Raw genomic sequence first — 2229 nt, forward strand, 5'->3', positions numbered from 1 at the left:
GGAGGCTGTACCGCACGGGGGACAAGGTGCGGTGGTTGGGGGATGGGAGGCTGGAGTTCATCGGGCGGACGGACTTCCAGGTGAAGGTGAGAGGCTACCGGGTGGAGCCCGGGGAAGTGGCGGCGGTGCTGCGCGAGCACCCCGAAGTCCAGGATGCCGTCGTCGTTGCTCGGGAGGAGGGAGCTGGCGGCAAGCGGTTGGTGGCCTATGCCACCCCCGCGGCGCAGCCGGCGCCGGACCCGGCCGCGCTCCGTGCATTCCTCCAGCAGCGGCTCCCGGCGCACATGGTGCCTTCGACGTTGGTGATGTTGGACGCCCTGCCGCTGACGCCCAACGGCAAGGTGGACTGGCGCGCGTTGCCAGCGCCCGAGCGTTCGGAGGATGTGTCGCGGCCATTCGAGGGGCCTCGCGACGCGAAGGAAGCGGCCCTGGCCGCCATCTGGGAACAGGTGCTGAGCCGGTCCCAGGTGGACATCCACGAGAACTTCTTCGAGCTGGGCGGTGACTCCATCATCGCCATCCAGGTCGTCTCGCGTGCCGAGCAAGCGGGCCTGTACTTCCGGGTGAAGCAGCTCTTCGATCATCCAACCGTGGCGACCCTGGCCGCGGTGGCGGGCGATGCTCCCACCGCCGACGCCGAGCCCGACGCCGAACGCTCATCCGCCCCCGCTTCCGGCTTCTCCGTGGCGGGCCTGTCCGAGGAGGATGTCGAAGACGTCTACCCGTTGTCATCGCTTCAGCACGGCATCCTCATCTCCCATCTTCAGGAGCGAGAGACTCAGCCGTACTTCAATCAAATCTCCTTCGAACTCGAAGGCCCCTTGGACGAAGCCGCCTTCACGGAGGCCTGGCGGCAGACGGCGGATCAATACGAAATCCTCCGGACCGCGTTCTTCTGGGAGGGGTTGGAGGCGCCGCTCCAGGCGGTGATGCGTGAAATCTCGCTGCCCTTCGCCACCGAGGACCTGCGCGCGCTGTCTCCGGCGGAGCAGGAGGCTCGGCTGGTCGCGTTCTTCGAGGAGGACCGCCGCCGAGGGCTGGTGCTCTCCCGTGCGCCAGGCTTCCGGTTGACGCTGCTGCGCACGGGCGCGCGTGTGTGGCGCGCGGTGTTCAGCCTGACGCACCTGTTGCTGGATGGCTGGTCCACGCAATTGGTGTTGCGAGAGGTCTTCTCCCGCTACGAGGCGCTCCGGCGTGGCTTGACGTTGCCTCGGCGCGAGGTGCGCCCGTACCGGGACTTCATTGCGTGGCTGGGGCGGCAGGACCTCGGCGCGGCCCGGGACTTCTGGCGTGGCGCGCTCGCGGGTTTCACGGAGCCCACGCGGCTGGATTTCGGTGGGGCGCCGCGAGCGTCGACGCTCCTGGGGGAAGTTCAGCTGCGCATGAGCGCGGCGGAGACATCGGCGCTCGGAGCGTTCTCGCGCCGGCACGGCGTCACGGGCGGCACGCTGCTGCAAGCAGCCTGGGCGCTGCTGCTGGGCCGCTACTCGGGCGAAGACGACGTCCTGTTCGGACTGACGGTTTCAGGCCGGCCTCCGGAGCTGGCGGGCGTCGAGCAGATGGCGGGCCTGTTCATCAACGCCATTCCCGTTCGCGTGAAGCTGCCCGGGGCCAGCCCGGTGGTGTCGTGGCTGAAGGAACTCCAAGCGTGGCTCCAGGACGCGCGGCAGTATGAGTCGTCGCCCCTGGTGGAGGTCCGCCGCTGGAGCGACGTGCCGCCGGGCCCCGCGCTGTTCGAGAGCCTCGTCGTCTTCGAGAACTACCCGCGCGATGCGGGCCTCACCACGATGTCGGACGAGCTGGTGGTGCGCAGCCCGTACATCGTCGAGGTGGACTCCCACCCACTGACGATCCTCGCCGTTCCGGGACGCGAGTGGCAGCTTCGCCTCACCTTTGACGCCAGGCGCTTCGATGCGGCAGTCGCGACGCGGATGCTGGCGCAGGTCCGCCAACTCCTGCGCGAGCTGTGCGTCCCCGAGCACCGCACGTTGTCGGAGCTGTCGTTGATGTCGGCGGAGGAGCGGCGCCGGGTGGTGGAGGAGTGGAGCGGGCGGAGCGTGGAGTACCCGCGAGACGCGTCGCTGGCGGAGCTGTTCGAAGCGCAGGTGGAGCGGACACCGGAGGCGGTGGCGGTGGAGGCGGTGGGGCAGACGCTGACGTACGAAGCGCTGAATCGGCGAGCCAACCAACTGGCACACCACCTGAGGGGGATGGGAGTGGGCCCCGAGG

1 protein-coding gene is annotated in these 2229 nt (G+C 69.1%); it reads left to right on the forward strand.

All coding sequences use genetic code 11. The features are described from left to right. Nucleotides 1-2229 (forward strand): condensation domain-containing protein (locus HV826_RS36220; protein ID WP_255217599.1); only part of this gene is annotated, 2229 nt, incomplete at both ends.

The sequence above is a fragment of the Myxococcus sp. AM010 genome (genome assembly GCF_013372585.1).
In the GTDB taxonomy this organism is placed as follows: Bacteria; Myxococcota; Myxococcia; order Myxococcales; family Myxococcaceae; genus Myxococcus; species Myxococcus vastator.